This window comes from Streptomyces sp. NPDC005811 (assembly GCF_040630405.1).
Classification (GTDB): Bacteria; Actinomycetota; Actinomycetes; order Streptomycetales; family Streptomycetaceae; genus Streptomyces.
On record NZ_JBEXXK010000013.1, the window covers coordinates 14,222 to 36,034 of the forward strand.

20 protein-coding genes, 1 pseudogene and 2 riboswitches are annotated in these 21,813 nt (G+C 72.6%); of the genes and pseudogenes, 11 read left to right on the forward strand and 10 right to left on the reverse strand.

What is annotated here, in order from left to right:
* Positions 1 to 21: 21 nt before the first annotated feature.
* From ABZ490_RS15775 to ABZ490_RS15790, 4 genes are all read right to left on the reverse strand, one after another.
* Positions 22 to 522, reverse strand: coding sequence for a DUF6099 family protein (locus tag ABZ490_RS15775; protein ID WP_358989599.1), 501 nt, complete (start codon positions 520 to 522; stop codon positions 22 to 24).
* Between the two features lie 235 nt (positions 523 to 757).
* Positions 758 to 1,084, reverse strand: a complete 327-nt coding sequence (locus tag ABZ490_RS15780; RefSeq protein WP_358989601.1) for a nucleotide pyrophosphohydrolase — start codon at positions 1,082 to 1,084, stop codon at positions 758 to 760.
* A complete protein-coding gene (locus tag ABZ490_RS15785) occupies positions 1,081 to 2,229 on the reverse strand; it encodes an ATP-binding protein (RefSeq protein WP_358989892.1) in 1,149 nt (382 codons plus the stop codon). Before ABZ490_RS15785 ends, ABZ490_RS15780 begins: the two co-directional genes overlap by 4 nt.
* Before the next feature lie 929 nt (positions 2,230 to 3,158).
* On the reverse strand, positions 3,159 to 3,539 hold the full coding sequence (locus ABZ490_RS15790) for a cell division protein SepF (protein WP_358989602.1): 381 nt from the start codon (positions 3,537 to 3,539) through the stop codon (positions 3,159 to 3,161).
* Between the two features lie 246 nt (positions 3,540 to 3,785).
* On the opposite strand from ABZ490_RS15790, the gene ABZ490_RS15795 reads away from it, so the two are divergent.
* Positions 3,786 to 5,477, forward strand: coding sequence for a hypothetical protein (locus ABZ490_RS15795; protein WP_358989604.1), 1,692 nt, complete (start codon positions 3,786 to 3,788; stop codon positions 5,475 to 5,477).
* Between the two features lie 12 nt (positions 5,478 to 5,489).
* Here the strand turns inward: ABZ490_RS15795 and ABZ490_RS15800 are convergent, their stop codons facing one another.
* Entirely contained in the window at positions 5,490 to 6,008 is a 519-nt protein-coding gene (locus ABZ490_RS15800) for a YceI family protein (RefSeq protein WP_358989606.1), read from the reverse strand.
* A 113-nt stretch (positions 6,009 to 6,121) separates the two neighbouring features.
* Here ABZ490_RS15800 and ABZ490_RS15805 point away from each other — a divergent pair.
* Positions 6,122 to 6,595 (forward strand): annotated as a pseudogene (locus ABZ490_RS15805) (MarR family transcriptional regulator); the annotation flags it as partial.
* Positions 6,596 to 7,466: 871 nt separating this feature from the next.
* Here the strand turns inward: ABZ490_RS15805 and ABZ490_RS15810 are convergent.
* A complete protein-coding gene (locus ABZ490_RS15810; protein WP_358989608.1) occupies positions 7,467 to 9,080 on the reverse strand; it encodes an MFS transporter in 1,614 nt (537 codons plus the stop codon).
* 147 nt (positions 9,081 to 9,227) lie between these two features.
* Positions 9,228 to 9,878 carry a TetR family transcriptional regulator gene (locus ABZ490_RS15815; protein WP_358989610.1) on the reverse strand — a complete coding sequence of 217 codons (651 nt, stop codon included), beginning with the start codon at positions 9,876 to 9,878 and terminating at the stop codon, positions 9,228 to 9,230.
* 208 nt (positions 9,879 to 10,086) lie between these two features.
* On the opposite strand from ABZ490_RS15815, the gene ABZ490_RS15820 reads away from it, so the two are divergent.
* A complete protein-coding gene (locus ABZ490_RS15820; protein ID WP_358989612.1) occupies positions 10,087 to 10,533 on the forward strand; it encodes a Fur family transcriptional regulator in 447 nt (148 codons plus the stop codon).
* A gap of 26 nt (positions 10,534 to 10,559) precedes the next feature.
* A complete protein-coding gene (katG, locus tag ABZ490_RS15825) occupies positions 10,560 to 12,746 on the forward strand; it encodes a catalase/peroxidase HPI (RefSeq protein ID WP_358989614.1) in 2,187 nt (728 codons plus the stop codon).
* Positions 12,747 to 12,807: 61 nt separating this feature from the next.
* On the opposite strand, the gene ABZ490_RS15830 is transcribed toward katG, so the two are convergent.
* Positions 12,808 to 13,269 carry a molybdopterin-dependent oxidoreductase gene (locus tag ABZ490_RS15830; RefSeq protein ID WP_358989616.1) on the reverse strand — a complete coding sequence of 154 codons (462 nt, stop codon included), beginning with the start codon at positions 13,267 to 13,269 and terminating at the stop codon, positions 12,808 to 12,810.
* A 158-nt stretch (positions 13,270 to 13,427) separates the two neighbouring features.
* Positions 13,428 to 13,628, forward strand: a riboswitch (cobalamin riboswitch).
* Between the two features lie 68 nt (positions 13,629 to 13,696).
* Here ABZ490_RS15830 and ABZ490_RS15835 point away from each other — a divergent pair.
* From ABZ490_RS15835 to ABZ490_RS15850, 4 genes are read left to right on the forward strand one after another with little or no spacing between them, the layout of a single operon-like run.
* On the forward strand, positions 13,697 to 14,749 hold the full coding sequence (locus ABZ490_RS15835; RefSeq protein WP_358989618.1) for an ABC transporter substrate-binding protein: 1,053 nt from the start codon (positions 13,697 to 13,699) through the stop codon (positions 14,747 to 14,749).
* A 50-nt stretch (positions 14,750 to 14,799) separates the two neighbouring features.
* Positions 14,800 to 15,810 (forward strand): iron chelate uptake ABC transporter family permease subunit, encoded by a 1,011-nt coding sequence (locus ABZ490_RS15840; protein WP_358989895.1) that lies wholly within the window; start codon positions 14,800 to 14,802, stop codon positions 15,808 to 15,810.
* A complete protein-coding gene (locus tag ABZ490_RS15845) occupies positions 15,807 to 16,622 on the forward strand; it encodes an ABC transporter ATP-binding protein (protein WP_358989620.1) in 816 nt (271 codons plus the stop codon). Before ABZ490_RS15840 ends, ABZ490_RS15845 begins: the two co-directional genes overlap by 4 nt.
* Positions 16,619 to 17,215 (forward strand): histidine phosphatase family protein, encoded by a 597-nt coding sequence (locus tag ABZ490_RS15850; protein ID WP_358989622.1) that lies wholly within the window; start codon positions 16,619 to 16,621, stop codon positions 17,213 to 17,215. The genes ABZ490_RS15845 and ABZ490_RS15850 overlap by 4 nt, the downstream gene beginning before the upstream one ends.
* A gap of 61 nt (positions 17,216 to 17,276) precedes the next feature.
* Here ABZ490_RS15850 and ABZ490_RS15855 read toward each other — a convergent pair whose 3' ends face one another.
* Together ABZ490_RS15855 and ABZ490_RS15860 are read right to left on the reverse strand one after the other, a co-directional pair.
* Positions 17,277 to 18,035 (reverse strand): CbtA family protein, encoded by a 759-nt coding sequence (locus ABZ490_RS15855; protein ID WP_358989624.1) that lies wholly within the window; start codon positions 18,033 to 18,035, stop codon positions 17,277 to 17,279.
* A gap of 19 nt (positions 18,036 to 18,054) precedes the next feature.
* The gene (locus tag ABZ490_RS15860) at positions 18,055 to 18,276 is read right to left on the reverse strand and encodes a CbtB-domain containing protein (RefSeq protein WP_055632059.1); all 222 of its coding nucleotides are present in this window, start codon (positions 18,274 to 18,276) and stop codon (positions 18,055 to 18,057) included.
* Positions 18,277 to 18,311: 35 nt separating this feature from the next.
* Positions 18,312 to 18,468, reverse strand: a riboswitch (cobalamin riboswitch).
* A gap of 226 nt (positions 18,469 to 18,694) precedes the next feature.
* On the opposite strand from ABZ490_RS15860, the gene ABZ490_RS15865 reads away from it, so the two are divergent.
* The 3 genes from ABZ490_RS15865 (at position 18,695) to ABZ490_RS15875 (ending at position 21,779) form a co-directional block, all read left to right on the forward strand.
* Positions 18,695 to 20,017, forward strand: a complete 1,323-nt coding sequence (locus tag ABZ490_RS15865) for an extracellular solute-binding protein (RefSeq protein ID WP_358989627.1) — start codon at positions 18,695 to 18,697, stop codon at positions 20,015 to 20,017.
* Between the two features lie 95 nt (positions 20,018 to 20,112).
* Positions 20,113 to 20,964 carry a sugar ABC transporter permease gene (locus tag ABZ490_RS15870; RefSeq protein ID WP_358989629.1) on the forward strand — a complete coding sequence of 284 codons (852 nt, stop codon included), beginning with the start codon at positions 20,113 to 20,115 and terminating at the stop codon, positions 20,962 to 20,964.
* Complete coding sequence (locus tag ABZ490_RS15875; protein ID WP_358989631.1) at positions 20,961 to 21,779, forward strand: carbohydrate ABC transporter permease; 819 nt, start codon at positions 20,961 to 20,963, stop codon at positions 21,777 to 21,779. The genes ABZ490_RS15870 and ABZ490_RS15875 overlap by 4 nt, the downstream gene beginning before the upstream one ends.
* The last annotated feature ends 34 nt before the right edge of the window (positions 21,780 to 21,813 follow it).

The window sequence follows — 21,813 nt, forward strand, 5'->3', positions numbered from 1 at the left end:
CCCCGAGCGGCTCCCCGTGCGTCACCGCTCCGGTAACACCACCCCCTCCTTCTCCCCTCTCGCCTCCCGCTCCTCCCGCTCCTCCCTCGCCGCCAGTTTGCGCAGCATCTCCAGGACGCGGTCCCGGGACTCGTCGGCCGCGTCGATGGCCTCCATGCACTGCCAGTACGTGCCCTGGTCGTCCGCCGCGCTGGCCAAGGCGACCAGGGCGATGCCGATCTCGCCGAGCAGACCGCCCAGGTCGAGCAGGGCCGCGCGGGCGTCCTCCAGCGCGGTGAGCTGTGCGGCCAGCAGATCGGCGTGGTCGAGCTCGGGGGCGTCCAGCACCCCGCAGCCCCGGCCCGCCAGCTCGGTCAACCCGAGGGCCTCGCCGCGCAGTTCGGGCGGGCCCGAGACGGCCAGCCGACTTCCTATGGCCTGGGCCAGGGCCTGGGCCTGCCACACCTCCGTGAGAATCTCCGCCCTGCCCGCGCTGCCGGCGAGCGCGCGCCTGCTGGTCAGGATGAGCCGCACCGCGTCCATGCGCCACCCCCGTCTGTCCGACGTGCTCCTCGCACGTCCGCCCGGACTCCCTTGCGCACCGCCCTCGCGCACAGAGAGCGTTCCACTACCCAGAGTGAAGGCCTGTGGGGCGAAAAGCCAGAGGAAGACGGAAATCTGTGGACAACAAATCGGTTTCGGACCACCGGATGACTCCGGAGAGTGAAAGCGGACCGCGGAAGTCCCTCCGTTGTCCACAGCGCGCCGGGCGGGGACCCTACGGCGCCGGGAATCTGCGTTCGTTGCGGTCGATCTTCGCGTCGAGGGCGGCGAGCGGATCGATGCCCAGCACCTCGCAGAGCTGGAGGAGATACGCGAGGACGTCGGCGACCTCGTCCGTCACCCGGTGCGCGGTCTCCGGGTCGTCCATGACCCGCGCGGACTCCTCCGGAGTCAGCCACTGGAAGATCTCGACCAGTTCGGAGGCCTCCACGCTGAGCGCGGAGACGAGGTTCTTGGGGGTGTGGAAGGGCTGCCAGTTCCGTGCGGCCGCGAACTCGGCCAGTCTGCGCTGGAGTTTCGCCACGTCGAGGTGTTCGGTCACTTTCCCAGGTGTACCACCGCGACCCCGTGGGTCCGCGCCGCCCAGGAGGGGTCGCTGACCGTGCCGACGCAGCGGATGTGCCCGCGGTCGGCCATCCGCACGGCTAGCCGGAGCAGACCGGTGCGCTGGCGCGGGTCCAGTCCGCGGTCGAGGTTGTCGCAGAGCAGGGTGAGCGCCTGCATCGCGGAGGGCACCTCGCCGGCCGTGTCCAGGTCGAGGACGCCGGGGCCGGTGAGGAGGACCAGGGCGAGGGCGACGTAGCGCAGTTCGCCGTAGCCGAGGCGGGCGAGTTCCGTGCCGGTGCCGTCGCCGCGGTCGAGCACCGCGCGGACCGTGCCGTCGGGGAGGGGTTCGGCGCGCAGGTCGACAATCCGTCCGGCACAGCCGGCGTCGAGGGCGGCGACCAGTTGTCCGTGGCGGCGGGCGCACTCCTCGCGGGTGCGCCAGAGCACGTCGGCGAGGTTGTCGCAGCCGCCGAGCAGCCGGCCGGAGCCGACGGGCACCGGGGCGCCCATCCACTCCGGCTGGGGGTCGCAGACGAAGACCGAGCGCAGGGCGACGACCATCTGCTCGGCGGCGGCGAGCACCTGCCGCTGTCCGTCGGTCCTGCCGGCGACGCGCAGCGGCAGCAGGGCCGTGCCGAGGCGGTCGTCGGGGAGCGGGGCGCGGGTGACGGGGGCGGATCCGCCGGTGTGCCAGGCGGCCTGCACCGTGCGGCGTCCGGGATCGCGCAGCGCGGTCTCCAGCAGCACGAGCCGGTCGGTGCTCAGCCGCTCCCCCACGATCCGCAGCTCGGGTTCGGCCTGTACGGCGACGTCGAGGCGGACCGGGCCCTCGGGGCCGTCGGCGGTGCAGCCGATCCGGAAACCGCGGCGCCGCTGGGCGTCGGGGCGGGCCCGCTCGGGGACACAGGAGAGCGGATCGGGGAACACGTCGCCGACCCGCGCCCCGCCGCCGAGCCGCGCCAGCGCCTCGTACGCCCGCACCGCCGAGGTCTTCCCGCTCCCGCTGTCCCCCGCGATCACGGTCACACCCCCCAACGGAACCCGCACCCGCCGATGCCCCGCGAACGCGTCCAGCCGCAACTCGGTCACACAGGGCCGCAGGGGTCGCCGTGCGGCGACCGAAGGACCGGGGACACGGATCCCCTCACCCCCGACCGAACGCCCGGAGACGGACGGGCCGGACCCGGCGGGACGGCCATCGGCGGATGCCCCGCCGGCACCGGCGGCACGGTCGCGGGCCGTCGCGCCGACCGGACGCCCGGAAGCGGGTGCGCCGGGGCCGGCGGGGTGGGCGTCGGTGGGTGTCCCGCCGGCACCGGCGGCGCGATCCGAGGCCGTCCCGTCGACCGGACGCCCGGAAGTGGGTGCGCCAGGGCCGACAGGGTGGGCGTCGGTGGGCGTCCCGCCGGCGCCGGCGGCACGATCCGAGGCAGCCGTGCCGACCGGACGCCCGGAAGCGGGTGCGTCGGGGCCGGCGGGGCGGCCGTCGGCGTATGCCCCGCCCAGACCGCCGACGCGGTCGGAGGCCGACGCGGCGACCGGGCGCCCGGAAGCGGGTGCGCCGGGGCCGGCGGGGTGGGCGTCGGCCGACTCACCGTCGAGCCCGGCGGCGCGGTCGGAGGCAGCCTCACCGCCGGGGCCGAGCGGACGCCCGGAGGCCGCCGGCAGGTCGGGCCCGGCGGGGTGGCCGTCATCGGGGGCCCCGTCGAGACCGACAGCACGGTCGGAGGCAGTCGTGCCGACCGGATGTGCGGAGGTCGGCGCGCCAGGGCCGGCAGTGTGGGCTTCGGTCGGTGTTCCGTCCGGACCGGCAGCGCGGTCCGCGGCAGCCATGTCGTCCCGGCGCCCGGAGGTGGGCGTGCCGTGGCCGTCGGTCGGTGGGCCGTCGGGGCCGGTGGCGGGGTCCGAGGCAGGGGTGGAGTCCCGGGCGGTGGGGTGCGCGGGCGTGGTGGGCGAGGCAGGGGGCGCGGTCATATGCGGACCGTAGGACTCCGGGCGGTGGGCGAACCGTTCCGGCCCGGTGGACTTCCTACGATCGAGCGACATGCCCCGCTGACACGTCCGGGCCGCTACACCCCCGCGCCCTCCATGATGCCGCTCACCTCGGTGCCCGGCGGGGTGAGGAGGAAGACGTTGCGGTCGACACGGTGCATACCGCTGGCGAGGCCGAAGACGACTCCGGTGGAGAAGTCCAGGACACGCTTGGCCACGTCGGTCTCCGCGCTGGTGAGATCGAGGAGGACCGGGATGCCGGCCATCAGGGTCTCGGCGACCTCCCGGGCGTCGGCGAAGATGTTGACCCGCAGCACGACGAAACGCCGCCGGGTCTCCGTCACGTCGTCGGGGAGCGAACGGTGGTCCACCGCCGACGGCCAGGCGTCCCGGCCCCGCAAGGGAACGACCTGGGCAAGCCCTTCCCACTGCTCATCGGTGACGTCGTATCGGTTCACCGGGTCCCCCCGAACTGACTCGCATTCATTGCCTGCACCAGCCAATTCTTACGCCAAGTCACCCGTTCGGCCCAACAGCGACACGGACGGCGACCGGTTCGGGCCTCCCACGGACGCTTCTTACCCGCCACACACCGGAATCTTCACGTCCAGGAACGGCTCGTTCACCGAGCGCGACTACGTTCACGTGCCGTGCACTTGGCAGATACCTCGCTGGTGACACCCGGTCGGCGGACACAGTCGGCGGTGTCCGCCCTTCCGGAACCCCCCGCGCAGTGGCATCGCGTGCTGACGCTGCTCTCCGCCGTCACGCTCTTCATCGGCACCCGCTCGGTGTGGTCGACGGCCGCGAGCCACAAGGTCGTCGTGGCCGCCGTCATCTCGGTCTGCTACGCCTCGATCCTGGTCTGCGGGGTGCTCGCGCTCGTCGTGCGCCGCGCCCGCTCGCTGGCCCGTGTCGACCTGGCCGTGCTGGTCACCGCCGTTGTCCTGGTGCTGTGCGCCTGGGCGGTGTACCACCAGGGCGGCGACGAGGCGGTCCTGACCACCCAGGCCGCCCGGGAGATCGCCGCCGGGCGGCCCGTCTACGGCCGGCCCTGGCCCTGGCTGTTCGGCCACGGCACGGTCGCCCTCACCCCGACCGTGTACGGCGGCTACGACTTCACGTACGGCTACCCCCCGCTCGCCCCGCTGCTCACCGCGCCGCTGCTGTGGCTCGGGCACGGCGGCGCCCCGGCGACGGCCATGGCGACCGGCGCGCTGCTCGTGGGCGCGGTGGCGCTGTGGCGGATGCTGCCCGCGCCGTGGCGGCCGGCCGCGACCATGGCGTGCCTCGGCTTCTCGTTCCTGCCGATGTACGGGCGCCAGGGCTATCCGGCGATCCTCGCGCTGGCGCTGCTGCTGCCCGCGGTGGTGCGCTGGCCGCGGACCGGGCGCGGCGGAGTGCTCGGGCGGGCAGGCGTGGCGCGGGCCGCGTGCCTCGGCGCGGCCTGCGCCGCCCAGCAGCTGTCGTGGTTCGTGGTGCCGTTCCTGCTGGCCGGGATCTACGCGGTGCGCCGCGGTGAGCTGGGCCCCCGCGCGGCGGCGGGCGTGCTGCTGCGGATCGCCGGGGTCGCCGTCACCGTATGGCTGCTGATCAACACGTACTTCCTGGTGCAGCAGCCGGCGGCCTGGCTGAAGGGGATCGCGCTGCCGCTGACGCAGGGTGCGGTGCTGCACGGCCAGGGGCTGATCGGCATCTCGCTGTACCTCACGGACGGCAGCGACCGGCTCGACTGGTACGGGCACGCGAGTCTGCTGCTGGCGGCGGGGCTGCTGGCCGTGTTCGTGCTGTTCGTCCGGCGGCTGGGGCCGGCCGCGACCGTGCTGCCGTGGTGCGCGTTCTTCCTGGCCACGCGCTCCCAGGACGGCTACTACCTGATGATGACGCCGCTGTGGCTGGCGTCGGCGGTCACCGCGCCGCTGCCGGAGTTCGCCGGCGCGTGGCAGCCGAGGCCCCGGATCCTGGCGGGTCCGCGGCGGCGTACGGCGCGGGTCGCCGCGGCCGTCCTGGTCCTGCTGCCCGCCCTGGCGAGCGCGACGGCGGCGGCCACCGGGACGCCTCCGCTGCGGATGCGGGTGACGGCGGCCCGGCACGGCTCGGCGACCTCGGTGACGCTGATGACCCTACGGGTGACCAACACCGGGGACAGCGCGCTGAGTCCGCACTTCACCCTCACCACGGGCCAGGGCATGGACCCGTACTGGATCGTGGCCGCGGGGCCGCGCACGCTGCCCGCGCACGGCACGGCCCGCTACGAACTCCGGCCGCCCAAGGGGACGTTCCACCTGCCGCGGCCCAGCGTGCGGATCCGGCTGCGGGCCTTCACCGCGGATCCGCAGACGCTGTCGAGCGCGGACGTGGGCTCCGCGCTGCGCACGTCCGCCGTACGACGATGAGACGCCGGTGGGTCAGGCGGTCGTCGCGCGGGTGAAGCGGAGCGTGCCGGTGACCGTGGTCAGGCCGCGGATCATGCCGAGCTGGTTCCAGCCCAGGCCGAACTCGGCGCGGTCGACGGTGAATTCGGCGTCCAGGGTGAGGGCGTCGGCACTGGTGCCGGTCAGCTTCGCGGTGAAGGAGTGCGGGCGGCTGATGCCGCGCACGGTGAGCTGGCCGGAGACCTCGACCGAGTCGGCGCCGCGCGGGGTGGCGGAGCGCACGGCGTAGGTGATCTCGGGGTGGTTCGCGACGTCGAAGAAGTCGGCGCCGCGCAGGTGCTCGTCGCGCTTGGCGTTCTTGGTGTCGAGCGAGGCGGCGTCGAGGGCGAGGGTGCCGGTGGCGGAGCCGTCGGCGGCCACCTCTCCCCCGCCGCGCACGCTTCCGAAGGTGCCCTTGACGGTCACCAGGCCCCACATCGTCTTGTGCTTCAGGGCGACGGTGGAAGCGCTGGTGTCGAGCTGCCAGAGTCCGGTTTCCACGGCGACGGTCATGGTCGTTTCCTGTTCCGATCGATGATTCAAATTTGGATGACTCGACGCTAACCGATTATCCAAAACTGGACAACCCCCGTCGTCCAAAATTGGACCACGGTTACACTCGATGCATGGCCGACCCCGAGGAGCACACCCCCGACCTGCCCGCGTGTCCGTCCGCCCGGGGCTCCGGGCTGCTGCCGCCCGAGCTGCGCGCCTGGATGGTGCTGCTCGCCGCGACCGGTGCGGTGGAGCAGCGGCTGCGGACGGTGGTGAAGGAGCGGCTGGACGTCTCGCACGACGAGTTCCTGATCCTGTGCCTGCTCGCGGAGCATCCGGAGGAGGGGTTGCGCATGACGCGGGTCGCCGAGCTGCTGGGCCGCCCCAAGACCCGGCTGACCTACCAGGTCGCCTGCCTCCAGCACACCGGGCTGGTCACCCGCCGCTCCGTCTGCGGGGACAAGCGGGGCGTCGAGATCGCCCTCACCGACAAGGCCCGCACCCTCCTGCGCGAGGCCTCGACCGCCCTCGCCGAGACGGTCACCACGGCCCTGGCCCACGTCATGGGCCCCGAACAGTGCGCGGCGATGAGCGGCCTGGTACCGGGACCGGACGGAAACGGGCACACAGCCGCGACGACCGGCTCCGCCGGGGAAACGGTGCCCGTCCGCTCCACCGGGGAGACCAGGACCGAGCCGGCCGCCTCCACCGGGGAGACCGAGACCGAGACGGCCGGTTCCGCCGGGAAGACCGGGGCCGACACGATCACATCCGGTGGGGAGATCGAGGCCGACACGGTCACATCCGGTGGGGCGAGCGGGACCGCGTCGGCGACCGCCGGAGGCCGTGGGGAGCCGCACACGGAGACCGTCGGCACTTCCGGCTGAGGCCTGGCCCCCGGCGGGGCCGCACCGAAACCACGAGGTGCCGTCGGGACGGGCGGCCCGAAGCCGCCCCGGCGCCCCTTGGGCAAGGCCACACCCCGACCACAGGACGCCGCCCGCCCGCCCCGGACCGAACCCACACCACAAGCACCCCCGGGCCCGACCACGCCCGCACCACAAGGCACCCCCACGCCAGGGCACGCCCACACCACAAGGCACCCCCGGACCGGACCACGCCCCCACCACAAGGCACCCCCACGCCAGGGCACGCCCGGACCACAAGCACCCCCGGACCGGACCACGCCCCCACCACAAGGCACCCTCACGCCAGGGCACGCCCGGACCACAAGGTGCCGCCCAGGCCGAGGCGCGCGGCACGCCTGGGCCGTGCCGCGCCCGCATCGCACGTCACCACCCGGACCGAACCACGCCCAGGCCGCAGGGCGCGCCCCGGGCCAAGCCACCTCCCGGACCACGGGACGCCTCCTGGGCCGCACCACACCACACCGCAAAGCGCCCCTGAGCCAGACCGCGCGGAAGGGGCCGGGCTTCTTCGCCCAGCCCCTTCCGCGCGGCCTTCCGGTGTGTTCGGCTAGCCGGCGTTCGCCATGTCCTTCGGCTGATCGGTGTGTGCCGCGCCCTCGTCCCGGCTCTCGCCGAAGGCCCGGCGGCCCGGGAGGATCGCGAGGACGATCAGCGTGCCGGCGGCCATGATGATCCCGCCGATGAGGCTGGTCTGCGCGACGCTGTGGGCGAAGGCCTCGTGCACCGCGTCGAGCAGTGCCTGGGCCTGCCGAGGACCACCGGCCGGGTTCTTGGCGATCTGCTCGGCGACCGCGATGCCGCCGCCCACCGAGTCCTTCGCCGTGTCCAGCGCGGCCACCGTGAGATGACCGCCGACCAGGTCGGTCAGCTTGTCGCGGTAGGCGGTGCCCAGCAGCGAGCCGAGCACGGCGATACCGAGGGAGCCGCCCAGTTCCAGCGCGGTGTCGTTGGCACCGCCGCCGACGCCCAGCTCGGACTCCGGGAAGGACCCCATGATCGTGTCGGTGGCCGGGGACACGCTCAGGCCGATCGCGAACCCGAGCAGCAGCAGCGAGGGCAGGAAGTCGGCATAGCCGGAGCCGGTCCCGACGCGGGTGAGCAGGAAGACGCCCGCGCTGCCGAGGGTCATCCCGGCCACCACCATGGCCTTCACGCCCAGCCCCGGGGTCAGCCGCCCGGTGACCGCCGCGCCGGCGAACACCGCACCGGCCAGCGGCAGCAGCCGGACCCCGGTCTCCAGCGCGTCGTACCCGAGCACGAACTGCAGGAACTGGGTGGAGTAGTAGATCGAGCCGAAGGTGCCGAAGAAGAAGAACAGCACCGCGAGCATCGACCCGCTGAACGCCCGCCCGGCGAACCGGCGCACGTCCAGCATGGGGTGCGGGTGGCGCAGCTCCCAGGCGACGAAGGCCGCCAGGCCGACCCCGGCGACCACGGCCGCGGTGACCGGACCGGCGCCCCACCCGAAGTGCGGGCCCTCGATGGTGGCGTACACCAGGGAGCCGACGGAGACGATCGACAGCAGTCCGCCGACGTAGTCGATCCGGCCCATGCCCGCCGCCCTCGACGGCGGGACCAGGACGAGCGCGCCGACGACGGCGACGACCGCGATGGGGACGTTGATCAGGAAGGTGGAGCCCCAGGCGTGGTCCCGGAGCAGCCGGCCGGCGACCAGGGGGCCGACCGCGATGGCGAGACCGGAGGTGGCGGTCCAGGCCGTGATGGCCCGGGCGCGTTCCCGCTTCGGGAACATCGCGACGAGCAGCGACAGCGTGGCCGGCATGACCACCGCGGCGCCGACGCCCATGATCGCGCGGGCCGTGACGACCAGGGCGGTCCGGTCGACCAGGCTGCCCATCACCGAGCCGCCCGCGAAGATCAGCAGGCCCAGGACCAGGGCGCCTCGGCGGCTGTACTTGTCGCCGATCGAGCCGAGCACCAGCATCAGCGCCGCGTACGGGACCGTGTAGCCGTCGATGACCCACTGCAGGTCGCTGCTGGAGAGGTCCAGGCCCTTCGTCATGTCGGGCGCGGCCACGATCAGCGAGGTGTTCGCCATGACGACGATCAGCAGGCTCAGGCAGAGCACGAGGAGCGCCCACCAGCGCCGTGCGTACGGCCCGGTCATCTTCTCCACGGGTGTGTTGGCAAACAAGGGCATCGGGGACTCCTAGCGGCGACGAGATAATTGCCCACTGATGTGCAGAGTATTTGATTGCCCAGTGGTGTGCAAATAATCCCCCGGCCCCGGAAACGCCGAAGGGGCCCTCCGGGGAGGGCCCCTTCATCGCGTCGACCGGTCACACCCTCAGTCCAGGACGTCGGGCTCCACCGCCGTCACGTCCGGCGCGACCTCCTCGACCACCGCACCCGCGCGGTCCGTCGGCACCCCGGCCGCGATGAGCGTGACGACGGCGGTCCGGGTGCCGTCGTCCTCCAGTGCGCCGGTGTTGACCTGCTCCAGCAGGGCGAAGTGCATGGCCTCCAGACCGGCGCTCAGCACGGCGGGCGGCAGCTGGGTGTGGAAGACGCCGTCCCGCTGGCCGCGCTCCAGGATGGAGGTGACCTCGGCGCGGGCGGGCGCCAGGATCTCGGCGACGCGCTCCATGCCGAGATCGCGCCGGGCGAGCGCGAGCAGCAGCCGGTACCGGTCGCCGACGGGCCAGATGCAGCGCACGAAGTGGGCGAGCGCCCGCTCGGCCGGCTCCTCCGGCCGTCGGGCGGTCTCCAGCACCCCGCGCAGCGTCTCGGACGCCTCCTCCGCGAGCGCCTCCAGCAGCGCGGCCCGCCCGGGGAAGTGCCCGAACAGGGTGCGCCGTACGACACCGGAGGCGCGCGCCAGCTCCTCCAAGGTGACGTCGGGGTTCCGGCCGAGTTCCCGGCGGGCCGTGGCGAGGATGCGCGCCCGGTTGGACCGCGAGTTTCGGCGCTGCGGCTCCCGGGCCACGGGCTTGGTCACGGGGCACCTCGGTGATCGGCGGTGACGACGGGACGCCCATTCTGGCACGGGTCCCACCGGCCCCTCCGGCCCCGTCCGGCCCAACGGAACCCCGTTCCGGCGGCTCCGTACGCCACCATAGCGGGGCGAACCGGTCCCGACGCGACACACCAAACTTGGCTTCATCGCTTTCTTGAACTATTCGTGTTTAGCCCGGTAGGTTGTCCGCATGACCACGCCCCAGCCCCGAACCGTCGCCGAAGAGCTGCGCGGTGCCGGCCTGCGGGTGACGGCCGCCCGCGTCGCGCTGCTGGAGACCGTCCGCAGCGGTGACCACCTCGATGTCGAGACGATCGCGTCCGGAGTGCGCGACCGCGTCGGCCACATCTCCGTACAGGCCGTGTACGAGGCGCTGCACGCGCTGACCGCGGCCGGACTCGTCCGCCGTATCGAACCGCCGGGCAGCCCCGCGCGGTTCGAGGGGCGCGTCGGGGACAACCACCACCACCTCGTGTGCCGCTCGTGCGGCGTCGTCGCCGACGTCGACTGCGCGGTCGGCCACACCCCCTGCCTCACCGCGTCCGACGACCACGGCTTCGCCATCGACGAGGCCGAGGTCATCTACTGGGGCCTGTGCCCCGCCTGCTCCACCGCCGGTACCGCAGCAGCACCGTGATTTCCCCTTCGGAAGGAATCCCCCCTATGTCCGAGAACCCCTCGTCCGAGGCGAAGTGCCCCGTCGCCCACGACCGTGCGGCACACCCCACCCAGGGCGGCGGCAACCGCCAGTGGTGGCCGGAGCGGCTCAACCTGAAGATCCTCGCCAAGAACCCGGCGGTGGCGAACCCGCTCGGTGAGGACTTCGACTACGCGGAGGCGTTCAAGAACCTCGACCTGGCGGCCGTCAAACAGGACATCGCCGCGGTACTGACGGACTCCCAGGACTGGTGGCCGGCCGACTTCGGCAACTACGGCCCGCTGATGGTCCGTATGGCCTGGCACAGCGCGGGCACCTACCGCATCTCCGACGGCCGCGGCGGCGCGGGCGCCGGCCAGCAGCGCTTCGCGCCGCTGAACAGCTGGCCGGACAACGGCAACCTGGACAAGGCCCGCCGTCTGCTGTGGCCCGTGAAGAAGAAGTACGGCCAGGCGCTGTCCTGGGCCGACCTGATGATCCTGACCGGCAACGTGGCCCTGGAGCAGATGGGCTTCGAGACCTTCGGCTTCGGCGGCGGCCGCGCCGACGTCTGGGAGGCCGAGGAGGACGTCTACTGGGGTCCCGAGAAGGTCTGGCTGGACGACCAGCGCTACAGCGGCGACCGCGACCTGGAGAACCCGCTCGGCGCGGTCCAGATGGGTCTCATCTACGTCAACCCCGAGGGCCCCAACGGCAACCCGGACCCGATCGCCGCGGCCCGCGACATCCGTGAGACGTTCCGCCGCATGGCGATGAACGACGAGGAGACCGTCGCCCTCATCGCCGGTGGCCACACCTTCGGCAAGACCCACGGCGCCGGCCCGGCGGAGAACGTGGGCGCCGAGCCCGAGGCCGCCCCGATCGAGGCGCAGGGCCTCGGCTGGGCCAGCACCTACGGCTCCGGCAAGGGCGGCGACGCCATCACCTCCGGCCTGGAGGTCACCTGGACCGCCACGCCGACCCAGTGGGGCAACGGGTTCTTCAAGAACCTGTTCGAGTACGAGTGGGAGCTGACCGAGTCCCCGGCCGGCGCCAAGCAGTGGGTCGCCAAGGACGCCGAGGCGATCATCCCCGACGCGCACGACGCGTCGAAGAAGCAGCTGCCGACCATGCTCACCACCGACCTGTCGCTGCGCTTCGACCCGGTCTACGAGCAGATCTCGCGCCGCTTCTACGAGAACCCGGCCGAGTTCGCCGACGCGTTCGCCCGCGCCTGGTTCAAGCTGACCCACCGTGACATGGGCCCGAAGTCGCTGTACCTCGGCGCCGAGGTCCCCGCGGAGACCCTGATCTGGCAGGACCCGCTGCCCGAGGCCGAGGGCGAGGCCATCGACGCGGCCGACGTCACGGCCCTCAAGGCCAAGCTGCTCGCCTCCGGTCTGACCGTCTCCCAGCTGGTCTCCACCGCCTGGGCGTCGGCCTCCACCTTCCGCGGCAGCGACAAGCGCGGCGGCGCCAACGGCGCCCGGATCCGCCTGGAGCCGCAGCGCTCCTGGGAGGCCAACAACCCCGACGAGCTGCGTCACGTCCTCAGCGTCATCGAGGGCGTCCAGGCCGAGTTCAACACCGGCGCCAAGAAGGTCTCCGTGGCCGACCTGATCGTCCTCGGCGGTGCCGCCGCGGTCGAGAAGGCCGCCAAGGACGCCGGCGTCGACGTGGAGGTCCCCTTCACGCCGGGCCGTGTCGACGCGACCGACGAGCACACGGACGCCGAGTCGTTCGCCGCGCTGGAGCCGACCTGGGACGGCTTCCGCAACTACACCGGCAAGGGCACCCGCCTGCCGGCCGAGTACCTGCTGCTCGACAAGGCGAACCTGCTCACCCTGAGCGCCCCCGAGACGACCGTCCTCGTCGGCGGTCTGCGCGTCCTCGGCGCCAACAGCGGCGGCTCCAAGCACGGTGTGTTCACCGACACCCCGGGCGTCCTGACCAACGACTTCTTCGTCAACCTGCTCGAGCTGGGCACGACCTGGAAGTCCACCTCGGAGGACCAGCACACCTTCGAGGGCCGTGACGACGCGGGCAACCTGAAGTGGACCGGCACCCGTGCCGACCTGGTCTTCGGCTCCAACTCCGAGCTGCGCGCCCTCGCCGAGGTCTACGCGAGCGACGACGCGAAGGAGAAGTTCGTGAAGGACTTCGTCGCGGCCTGGGCCAAGGTCTCGGACCTGGACCGGTTCGACCTGGTCTGATCCTGAACCGACCCTGAAGTGAGCGAGGGCGCCCGGGCCTTGTCCCGGGCGCCCTTCGCGTTCAGTTCCAGGGGGTGTAGCCGCCGTCCACGCGGATCGTGTCGATCCCGCTGATGTGCCGGGCGCCGCAGCGGTCCTGGGGCAGGACCAGCTGGGGTCCGGCCCCGTCGAGCGGGGTGTCGTCGATGGTGGTGGCCAGCAGCACGGCGGCGTTGCCGAAGTCGGGGTCGATCTCGGCCCACGACAGCACGGCGTGATGGCCGTCCGCCCCGTGCACGGCGATCAGGAACCGCAGCCGGTCCTTGCGCCGGGCGGGATCGAAGCCGGGCCGGGCCGCCGACAGCACGTCGTGCAGGAGCGGTCCGGTGAACCGGTGGTGCTGGACACCGCTCGTGGCGCACTCGAAGCTGACCGCCGCCCGCCGCTGGGGCCAGGTCAGCAGATCGGCCACGGTGAGCCGGGCCGGCCGGGCCAGATCACCGGCGAGCAGGAGTTCCGCGCCGTGCCCCGCGCCTCGGCTCATGGGCCACCACCTCCCGGGTGACCGTACCCGCGCCGGGGATGCGCACAAACGCATATTCCATTCATATGTCGCGCCACAGCCAGCTTGTGCCATGTGAAGAAGCCCTCATAGCTTGCACATGCGGCTGATCAGCGACGTGGGACCGTCCGTCGGCCCTGTGGTAGCTTGCCGAAGCCAGTCGTACCCCTGTGCGTACGCGTACGCACGACGGGTCAGGGAATCCGGTGCGAATCCGGAGCTGACGCGCAGCGGTGAGGGCGACGGGCGGGGCAACGGCCACTGGACGGCGAACGGTCCGGGAAGGCGCCCCGTCCGGGTGACCCCGAGTCCGAAGACCTGCTGGCGGCCTCCGGCGGCGCAAGGACGCCGGGGGAGCAACCGCACGACCGGGCTTCGCGCATGAGCCCTCGACGCCGAAGGATGTTCCGTGCCGCTCGCACGCCCCGTCCGTCCCACCCTCCCCCTGCTCCTGGCCGGCGCCCTGCTGCTGACCGGATGCGCCGGTTCGGCCGGTTCCGGCGGTTCCGGCGGTTCCGCCGCCGAGGACACCGCGGCCGGGTATCCCGTCACCCTCGACAACTGCGGGGAGAAGGTGCGCGTGGACAGTCCTCCGCGGCGGGCCGTCTCCCTCAACCAGGGCACCACCGAGATCATGCTCTCCCTCGGCCTCGCCGACCGGATGGCGGGCACCGCCACCTGGACCGACCCGGTGGCCGAGGGGCTGGAGAAGTCCGCCGCGAAGGTACGGCGGCTGGCCGACGACGCCCCCTCCTTCGAGAAGGTGCTGGACGCCGAACCCGACTTCGTCGCCGCCTCCTTCGCCTCCACCCTCGGCACCGGCGGGGTCGCCACCCGCGAGCGGTTCGACAAGCTCGGCGTGCCCACGTACCTCTCCCCCGCCGACTGCGTCGGCAAGGACAACAGCGGCGACGGCGACGGCTCGCGCACCGAGCCGCTCACCATGGACGCGATCTACGGCGAGGTCACCGACCTGGCGCGGATCTTCGGCGTCGAGGAGCGCGGCCGTGCGCTCGTCGCCGAGCTGAAGGGGCGGCTCGGCAAGGCCACCTCGGGCCTGGACGCCCGGGGCGTCACCGTCCTGTACTGGTTCGCCAACTCCCGGTCCCCCTACCTGGCGGGCTGCTGCGGCGCGCCCGGCGTGATCACCCGGGAGGTCGGGGCGGAGAACGCCTTCGCCGACACCCACGAGGAGTGGCCCCAGGCCGGCTGGGAGACCGTCGCCGACCGCGACCCCGACGTCCTCGTCGTCGGCGATCTGACCCGCCGGCAGCAGACCGCCGAGACCGCGGCGAAGAAGATCGCGTTCCTGGAGTCCGATCCCGTCACCAGGACCATGACCGCCGTGCGGAAGAAACGGTACGTGCTGCTGTCCGGGCAGGCCATGAACCCGACGATCCGGACCGTGGAGGGCGTGGAGAAGGTGGCGGCGGCGCTGCGCGCGTACGGCCTCGCGGGGTGAGCGACGTCCCGACGGCGGCGGTCCCGCAGGCCTCGGCCGCGGTCCCGGTGGTGCTGCGGCGCGCGCTGTTGTGGGCGGCCGGGCTCGCGCTGCTCGGCGGCTCCGTCGCGGTGGCGATCACCATCGGCCCGGCGGACATCGCCGTCGGTGACGTATGGGCGACGGTGGCGGCCCATCTCGGCTGGGGACAGGGGCGGTTGTCGCCGATCCGGGACGGGATCGTATGGAATCTGCGGCTGCCGCGCACCCTGCTCGCGGCGGTGTGCGGGGCCGGGCTGGCCGTGTGCGGCGCGGTCCTGCAGTCGCTGTTGCGCAATCCCCTTGCCGACCCGTTCGTCCTGGGGGTCTCCTCGGGGGCCTCGACCGGTGCGGTCGTGGTCGTGGTGCTCGGGGTCGGCGGCGGGGCCGTGTCGGTGTCGGGCGGGGCGTTCGTGGGCGCGGTGGTGTCGTTCGTGCTGGTGCTGATGCTCAGTCACGGCCTCGGGGGCACCACGGACCGGGTGGTGCTGGCCGGGGTCGCCGCGATGCAGTTGTTCTCGGCGGTCACCTCCTTCGTGGTGATGACGGCGGCCGACGCGGAGACCACGCGCGGGGTGCTGTTCTGGCTGCTCGGCTCGCTCGGCGGGGCCGACTGGACGGACGTCGGCCTGTGTCTGGCGGTGCTGGCGGCGGCGCTGCCCGTGTGTCTGGGGTACGCCCGCACGCTGGACGCCTTCGCGTTCGGGCAGGACGCGGCCGCCACGCTGGGGGTGCGCGTGGCCCGTACCCGGCTGGTGCTGCTGTGCGTCACCGCGCTGCTGACGGCGGTGCTGGTCGGCTCGGCGGGGGCGATCGGCTTCGTCGGGCTGGTGCTGCCGCACGCCGCCCGTGCGCTGACGGGTCCCGGGCACACCCGGCTGCTGCCGGCGACCGCGCTGGCCGGGGCGGTGTTCCTGGTCTGGGTCGACACCCTGGCCCGCACCCTGCTGGACCCGCAGGAGGTGCCGGTGGGCGTGATGACCTCGCTGATCGGCGTCCCGGCGTTCGTCCTGGTCCTCTACCGGGGCAGGGACACCCGATGAGCGGCCCCGACCTCGCCGACGACGGCCTGCGCGCCGACCGCGTCAGCCGGTCGGCCGACGGGACCCTCATCCTGGACGGGGTGAGCCTCGCCCCGCGCCCCGGGACCGTCACCGGGCTGCTCGGCCCGAACGGCTCCGGCAAGTCGACCCTGCTGCGGCTGCTCGCCGGTGTCCTCGCCCCGGCCTCCGGCGCCGTCACGCTCGACGGGCGCCCGTTGGAGCGGGTGGGGCGCCGTGCCGTCGCCCGGCGGGTGGCCGTGGTCGAGCAGCAGGCGGACACCCAGGTCGCGTTGACCGTCCTCGACGTCGTACGCCTCGGCCGGGTCCCGCACCGCAGGGCCTGGGCGCCCGCCTCCGCCGAGGACGAGGAGGCCGTCCGTTCCGCGCTGGCCCGCACCGGTCTGGCCGACAAGGCCGCCCGCCCCTGGCGGACCCTGTCCGGCGGGGAGCGCCAGCGCGTCCAGATCGCCCGCGCCCTCGCCCAGCAGCCCCGGGAACTCCTGCTGGACGAACCCACCAACCACCTCGACATCCAGCATCAGCTCGCCCTGCTGGACCTGATCACCGAACTCCGGCTGACCAGCGTGGTCGCCCTGCACGACCTCAACCTGGCCGCGATGTACTGCGACCGGCTGCTCGTGCTGCGGCGCGGCCGTGTGGTCGCGGGCGGCACCCCGGAGGAGGTCCTCACCGAGGAGCTGATCGCCGAGGTGTACGGCGTCCGCGCCGCCGTCACCCGGACCGCCCCCGGGGACCGCCCGCACATACGCTTCCTGGGCACGCTGCCCACTCCAGAAGGAACTGTCACGTGACCAGCCGCGTCACCTTCGTCCCGCCCGCGATGAACGACTCCCTGCGCCGGGCCCGCTTCGACGACGGGGGCTCGCTCGACGCGGGCGGGACGGCCCGGGCGCGGGCCGCCGCCGGGTCGCTGCCCGCCGCCGTACGGGTCCTGCTCTCCCCGAGTGTGCGCTGCCGGGAGACGGCGGCCGCCCTCGGTCTCGACGGGACCGAGGAGCCGGAACTGGCCGGGCTGGACATGGGGCGCTGGCGAGGTCTGACCCTCGCCGAGGTCGGCTCCGCCGAGCCGCAGGAGGTGGGCCGCTGGCTCGCCGATCCCGACGCGGCGCCGCACGGCGGGGAGTCGGTGGCGGACCTGTGCGCCCGGGTCGGCCGCTGGCTGCGGGCGGCGGCCGGGACGGACGGTCACACGGTCGCGGTGGTCGAGCCGGAGATCGTCCGGGCCGTGGTGGTCCACGTGCTGGGTGCGCCGCTCGCGGCCTTCTGGCGGCTCGACGTGCCGCCGCTGACAGCCACCTCGGTCAGCGGGCGCGCGGGGCGGTGGAACGTGCGGCTCGGGCAGCCCCTGGACCCGGTCGGCGAGGAGACGGACGACCGCGCATGACAGGGCCCCCGGACGGATCCGGGGGCCCTGGTGTCATTCCGGTCGGCTCACTGCGGGACCGTCACTGCGGGACGGTCACCGCCGCCCGCGCCGGCGCCTGCACGGGCTTGGGGTTCAGGAGCCGTTCGGCCAGTTCGCCGAAGACGAGGCCGAAGCCCGTCCACAGCGTGATCTGCAGGGCGAGGGTGGACAGCCGGAACCGCCACAGCAGGGTGGCCGGGAAGTCCGCCGGTACTTCGTTGATCGCGGGCAGGAACGCGTACGCCAGACCGATCAGGGTGACGAAACCGAGAACGGCGACGACGGTGGCGTACCAGGTGCCGAGCCTCGGCGCGAGCCGCTTCCCGGCGATCACCGCGGCGATCGCGAGGAGCACACCGAGCAGCATCATCAGGAAGAACAGGGTGGTCCGTTTGGCGATCGTGTCGTGGTCGCCGACGGCCGGCGGGTTGGCCGGGTACTTCAGGAACGGCACGACGTACACGGCCAGCAGCGCGGCCCCGGACAGCAGCAGCGCCGTGGCCCGCGGGCCGAAGCGGCCGACCCGGCCGAGGGCGAAGCAGTAGGCGAGGGCGGCGATGCCGCCGAAGGCGACCCCGTAGACGAGGACGCCGGTGGCGAGACCGGCGGTGGACTGCAGGGAGCGGGAGACGAGTTCGACCTCGTGCTCGTGGGCGGGGGCGTGGGCTTCCTCGAAGCCGATGGCGCTGTCGACGTTCGGCTCGCCCAGGAAGTAGGCGACGACGAGGGCGAGCACGCCGGCCGCGAGGCCGGCGAGCATGCCCCGCACCAGAAGGTTTCGCACGGTTGCGGAGTTCATGGCTGTGCGGCGTCCCTCGTCAGTGGCAGGGGAAGCCGAGCAGGTGGCGGGCGTCGTGCACCCACTCGTGGACTCCCTCGCCGGAGACGACGGAGGTGGCGCCCTGCTCGGCGCCGACGAAGTACAGCAGGACGAGCATGAGGATGCCGAAGAAGACGGCCCAGGGGGCGATGTCCTTCAGCGGGAGCTTGGCGGGAACGGCGGGTGCGGCGGTGGTCGGCTGGGCGACGTGCTGCGCCATGGCAGGGCCTCCTCTGGGAGTTCGCGTCCCATCTCGGTGGTGCACAGGACGACGGCCCCGGGTCTGACTCGCGGTCCGCCCCTCAGCGAGGAGCGCACCGTTCACAGTGGCGCGACCGTGCCGGATTTCCACCGGCTTCCGTTTTTCCGTCGTCGATATCAGAGTGAAGGTACCGTGCCCCGCCGAACTGGCCAAGAGCGCACGGTCCGACGTGATCCGGCTCTCCTCGCACCGGCCGCTCCGTCCCGGACGCGCGAAAATGTTTCGTAACCGGCGGTTTTCCCCTCCTTGTCCCGGCTGTGACGGGCGTGCCAGTGTCCCGGTCCAGCAGGCGGGCCGTCCGCGGCACCGACGGACGCAGGCAGTCGAAAGCCTTTCGCGCGGAGAGACGCGCGAGGGAGAAGAGAGGCGGACAACCATGCACGGAATCCGGGTACTTCCGAGAACACGGCGCGCGGCGGTGGCCGTGGTCACCGCGACGGCGGCGATGGGCCTGCTCGCCGCGTGCGGGACGTCGGGGCCGGGCGGATCGTCGTCGGGAGGCTCGTCGTCGAAGGGCCTGACGATGTGGGCGCTGAACGACCAGACGATCCTCAAGGAGTCCGTCGACGCCTACAACAAGGACCACCCGGAAGAGAAGATCACCCTGCGGCTGTTCGCGAACGACGACTACAAGCAGAAGCTGCGTGTGGCGTTCGGGGCGGACCAGGCCCCGGACATCTTCTTCAGCTGGGGCGGCGGCGCGCTGGACGACTACGTGAAGGCGGGCAAGGTCGACACCCTGACCGACGCTCAGGTGGGGCTGCTGCGGTTCACGCCGAGCGTGCTGAAGAGCGCCACGTTCAGCGGCAAGGTCTACGGCATACCGGCCAACGGGCTGGCCCCGGTGGTCCTCTACTACAACAAGAAGGTCCTGAAGGACGCGGGCGTCGAGGCGCCGACGACGTACGACGGACTGCTGGCCGCCGTGAAGAAGCTGAAGGGCGACGGGGTCACCCCGATCTCCCTCGCGGCGAACTCCAAGTGGCCGACGCTGATGTACCTGGAGTACCTGCTCGACCGCGAGGGCGGCGCCCAGGTCTTCGACAAGATCGCCGCCGGTGACGCCACGGCGTGGAAGGACCCGGCGGTCACCGAGGCCAACACCCGCCTCCAGGAGCTCGCGAAGGCCGGGGCGTTCGGCGACAACGCCTCCTCCGTCAGCTACGACCAGGGCGCCTCCACCGCGCTGCTCTACACCGGCAAGGCCGGCATGGAGCTGATGGGCACCTGGGAGTACGCCAACCTGGTCAAGGCCGCACCGGACTTCGTGAAGAAGGACCTGGGCTATGTCGCCTTCCCGTCGGTGTCCGGCGGCGCGGGCGACCCGCAGGCGATCGTCGGCAACCCCTCCAACTTCCTGTCGCTGAACGCGAAGAGCAAGAACAGCTCGGCGGCGCTCACCTACCTGAAGAACTACGTCCTGAACGGCGACCAGGTCGACGCCTATCTGGCGGCGGGCAGCGTGCCCCCGGTCAACGGACTGGACACCAAGCTGGCGGCCGTGAAGTCGGCCGACGACAAGAAGTGGCTGAGCTTCGTGTACCAGCTCGTGCAGAACTCCCCGACGTTCCAGCTGTCCTGGGACCAGGCGCTCCCCTCCGACCAGGCCGATCCGCTGCTGACGAACGTGGACAAGTCGTTCCTGCGGCAGATCAGGCCCGAGGAGTTCGGCACGGCCATGAGCGGGGCGGCGCAGTAATGACCACCGTGGTCCGTACGCCGCGCCCGGTCGCGTCTCCCAAGACGCGGCCGGCCACGGCCCGTTCATGGCGCCGCCCCGGGGGCCGGGTGCTCATGGCGGCACCCGCGCTGCTGCTGTTCGGTCTGTTCGGTCTGGTGCCGCTGGTCGGTGTGGTGGTGCTGAGCCTGGCCCGCTGGGACGGTCTGGGCCCGCTCGGCTGGGCCGGGTCCGCCAACTGGAGCGGGGTCCTCGCCGACGCCGCCACCTGGCAGGCGCTCTGGCTCACCCTCAAGGTGATGGCGGTGAGCTGGCTGGTCCAGACTCCGGTCGCGCTGGCGCTCGGTGTGTTCCAGTCGCCCAGGGGGCGGCTGCGCGCGCTGTTCGCCGTGGTGTGGTTCCTGCCGCTGCTGCTGTCGGCCGTCGCGATCGGTCTGACCTGGCAGGCGCTGCTCGACCCGTCCTTCGGCATCGGCGCCACGCCCGGGCTGCACTGGCTGGCGCAGCCGCTGCTCGGCTCGCCCGACCTGGCCCTCTACACAGTGATCTTCGTGATCGCCTGGCAGTTCGTCCCGTTCCACGCGCTGCTGTACCAAGCGGGGATCCGGCAGATCCCGGTCTCGCTGTACGAGGCCGCCGCGATCGACGGGGCCGGTCCCGTGACCCGCTTCCTGCGGATCACGCTGCCGCAGCTGAAGTACACGCTCGTCACGTCGAGCACCCTGATGCTGGTCGGCTCGCTGACCTACTTCGATCTGATCTACGTCCTGTCCGGCGGCACGGGCGGGCCGGGCACCGCGACCCGGGTCCTGCCGCTCGCCATGTACATCACGGGTTTCCAGTCGCACGACATGGGCCGGGCCGGCGCGATCGCCACCCTGCTGGTGGTGTTCGGCCTCGGGCTGTCGCTGCTCACCACCCGCCTGTCCGGCTTCACCCGGATGGACAGCCAGCAGGAGGGCATGTGAACGCCTTGCGCAGAACCGTCACCGGCGGCGCCGCCCTGATGTGGACCGCGCTGGTCGTGGTCCCCGTGTACTGGCTGGTCGTCACCAGTCTGCGCGGCCGTACCGACTTCACCACCGACAGCCCGCTGTCGCTGCCCGGGCACCCCACGTTCGAGAACTACCGGACCGTCCTGGACGGCGGCTTCACCACCTACCTGCTCAACAGCGTCGTCGTCACCGCCGCGACGGTCGCGGTCACCGTGGTGGTGGCCCTGATGGCCGCGTTCTCGATCGTCCGGTACGCCGACCGCTTCTCCCGGCTGACCTTCCGGCTGTATCTGCTGGGCCTGGCGATCCCCCTGCAAGCGGTGATCATCCCGGTGTACCTGCTGATCATCCGGATGCACATGTACGACAGTCTGCTCGCGATCGTGCTGCCCTCGGCGGCGTTCGCACTGCCGGTCACGGTGATGATCCTGGTCAGCTTCCTGCGGGACGTGCCGCGTTCGCTGTTCGAGGCGATGGTCGTGGACGGCGCCGGGGACTGGCGCATGCTGATCTCGCTCGCGGCGCCGCTGGCCCGGCCCGCGCTGGTGACGGTCGCGGTGTACGACGGCCTCCAGGTCTGGAACGGCTTCCTGTTCCCCCTGATCCTCACCCAGAGCGGCGACAAGGCCGTGCTGCCGCTCGCCCTGACGCTCTACCGGGGCGAGTTCGGCATCAATGTGCCCGCGACGATGGCCGCGGTGGTGCTCTCCACCCTTCCCGTGCTGGTGGTGTTCGTCCTCGCCAGACGCCGGCTGGTCGCCGGACTGACCGCCGGATTCTCCAAGTAACCGACGCCGCAGGCGAAGAGGCCGACGCGCCACG